The organism is Acetobacter pasteurianus subsp. pasteurianus LMG 1262 = NBRC 106471, from assembly GCF_000285275.1.
Lineage (GTDB): Bacteria > Pseudomonadota > Alphaproteobacteria > Acetobacterales > Acetobacteraceae > Acetobacter > Acetobacter pasteurianus.
In genome coordinates this window covers 1-2221 of sequence record NZ_CADO01000108.1, presented here as the reverse complement: position 1 = coordinate 2221, position 2221 = coordinate 1, and the positions used below count along the sequence as shown (strand labels likewise).

Genomic DNA, 2221 nt, shown 5'->3' with positions numbered 1-2221 from the left:
TGGATGAATCAGAAAAACAGGTACAGGTTCTTTCTGCCTGATTTTAAAAGTTACGCTTAAGAACAGGCTCTATCTCTTATGGGGGTAGGGCCTGTTTGTTATGCTGGTGTGTAAAATCAGCATTTCATTCGCGGATAATGTGTTGATTGGTGGTTCTGTTACAGAATAGAACTACAATTTCTGTTGTAACACTTATAGGGTTGGTGTTGTGCCGCCATGGATCATGGGGGTTACGGTAGGCAATCTATGTCCTTTATAAAGGACGCAAGCTTAACCTGACTGTTAATATCCAAACGTGTAAAAGCCTCTTTAATGGTTTGTCGGGTTGTGCCTTCTGTAATGTTAAGGCTTTTTGCAATGTCTTTCACAGGCAATCCGTTTGCAATCATACAGGAAATTTTGGATTGTGCTGGAGATAAAAAGAAATTTTTAAGTATTTTTTCAGTGTTTTTATTAATTTGGCAATCATGAATAATCAGAAACTTTGGAAAAATAAGTGAAACATCCTGATCATTTTTGTTGATATTGTTAAAAAAACCAATTTTTGCAATGAAGTGTTTTTGTGATTTGGTGGTAAATGTAATGTATGTATCTTTTTCGGAAGTTTTAAGTAATTTCTCTATTTTTATTTTGGAATCTTCATATTGGTTTTTTATTCTGTTGTTGATAATAAAAATACCATGTTGTTCCATTTCCACCATTTTATCGTTAGCAAATAAAACATTGTTTTGTTTGTCAAAAATAGCAATGGCATAAGGCATGCTATCAATAAGGCATTGAAAGCAATCTTTTGTGTTTTTATTATAGTAAAAGTTATCTCCTATATTTATGGCCTGAATAATATGCGGTACAAGCGTTAACAGCTTTTTCTTGGAACCTAAAACTGTTTCTGTGGAAGCATTGATAGGGTTTTGTACGGATAAAAGAAATTTTTTTCCTTGGAAGTTTTCAAAAAGGCAGTTTTGTAATCTGCGAACACCAAATTTTTTGAGATATTCTTGATAAAAAGGGGAACGATTTATTTCCTCATCAGTTAGAAAGCTATCATCGATATAAAAGAAATCTCCAGGCATACTTTGTGGTTTGTGGGATATTAATGGAGATTTTCCTTTCCACTGAGAATAATAGAGTAGATCGGATTCTTCGTTTTTACTGCTTCCATAACGCCACTGAACACAATCAGGATCTAATGGAACCAAGGCCGCCCCGCCTTCGTCATTTCCGTTGCAGTATTTTGCAATATTTGCAAGCGAGTTTTTCCATAGACTTCTATTGTCAATAGTTGCGTATATATTTTTTATTATGTCTGAAAGCATAGCTATGGGTATCCATTCTTGAGTAGTATTTACTCAAAGAGCACACGGTTGCCCTCAAAGGCCCCGGTAAAGTAAGTTAATTCTAGACAAACGCAATATACCATTTGGTATAATTATTTTTTTGCAAACATACCTCATATGGTAGTGGATGATATTTTCCAAACAAAGCGTAATTGGCACAGTTAAAACCACGCATAAAGGGCGGGACAAATGGCTGAGTCGATTATCTTTAAGCCGCAAGGCGGTTCTAATACGCAGCTTACTCCAGGTTCTGATGGTAATATTACAATCAGTCAGTCTGGAGCCATTGTAGCAGGTGATTACTATGATGGAACGCCAATTCCAGACCCTTCCAGTTTTACTGCTGCCAATATAATTATTACAAATAATGCTGCTGTAACGGCTGCCAGCTGGAATATCGGTGATTCTTCTAGTGCGGCAACGGTTACCATTTCAGATGGTGCTTCATTAACGCTTGATAACTCAGATAAAATTGCATCAGGCTCAACCGTTATTGTTGGCAATGGCGGTAATCTTGTGCTGGATGGTGTTTCTTCCAACACACCGGGGCAAATCCAGTTTTCTGGCGGACATGGAACAATCGAGGTCGGGGCCGGCACAAACCTGACCATTATTCAGTACATCACCAATATTTCTGTAAACGATACCATCGTGCTGGACGGCACAATTGCTGATGGTGTGGTTTACGAAGATGGTGTGTATACGCTTACAGATAACGGTAAGCCTATTCAGGGCACTGCATCCTTTCAGTTGCCTGCTGCCAATGAAGGCTCCACTTTTACGGTTTCAAACGTAAACGGTAAAACCTATCTGAATGCCACAAAGGTTGTCTGCTTTCTTGCTGGCAGCATGATCCGCACCTCCGAAGGTGATGTGGCTGTTGA

1 protein-coding gene and 1 pseudogene are annotated in these 2221 nt (G+C 38.3%); one reads left to right on the top strand and one right to left on the bottom strand.

Annotated elements, in window-relative coordinates:
- Window positions 1-230 precede the first annotated feature (230 nt).
- On the bottom strand, window positions 231-1316 hold the full coding sequence (locus APA10_RS11685) for a helix-turn-helix transcriptional regulator (protein WP_003631378.1): 1086 nt from the start codon (window positions 1314-1316) through the stop codon (window positions 231-233).
- 210 nt (window positions 1317-1526) lie between these two features.
- Between APA10_RS11685 and APA10_RS11680 the strand changes: the two are divergent.
- Window positions 1527-2221: pseudogene (locus APA10_RS11680) on the top strand (Hint domain-containing protein); the annotation flags it as partial.

Coding starts and splice junctions, on each gene's coding strand:
- APA10_RS11685 (WP_003631378.1), bottom strand. CDS start 1,316: ATGCTTTCAGACATAATAAAAAATATATACGCAACTATTGACAATAGA.